This is a genomic window from Vibrio sp. 10N.222.55.C6 (assembly GCF_041473395.1).
GTDB classification, from domain to species: domain Bacteria; phylum Pseudomonadota; class Gammaproteobacteria; order Enterobacterales; family Vibrionaceae; genus Vibrio; species Vibrio crassostreae_C.
Genome location: NZ_JBFRSD010001302.1, coordinates 1 through 318, shown reverse-complemented (window position 1 = coordinate 318; position 318 = coordinate 1). Strand labels below are relative to the sequence as shown.

At 49.7% G+C, this 318-nt stretch carries 1 protein-coding gene; it reads left to right on the top strand.

Annotated elements, in window-relative coordinates:
• Window positions 1-318 (top strand): TRAP transporter large permease subunit (locus AB4486_RS28625; RefSeq protein ID WP_372120218.1); only part of this gene is annotated, 318 nt, incomplete at both ends.

Sequence of the window (318 nt, the reverse complement as noted above, 5' to 3'; positions counted from 1 at the left end):
CGTAACGGCTGCATCCGGAGGCTTGGGCATTATCATCCCGCCATCCATTCCTTTGGTTATCTTTGGTATCTCGGCAATGGGCTTAATGGCGCCACCAGAAGCCATTGCTCAACACGGCCAGTTTGCTTCCTTATCGATTCCAAAACTGTTTGTCGCTGGGGTTGTGCCGGGTTTCATTATGGCGTCGACACTAGTAGTCACTAACTATTTTATTGCTAAGCGTGAAGGCTATAAAGGGCTGACCGAAACGTGGTCGTTTGGCGATGTAAGGCACTACTTGCGCCGCGGATTATGGTCGATATTAGCGCCGTTCTTAAT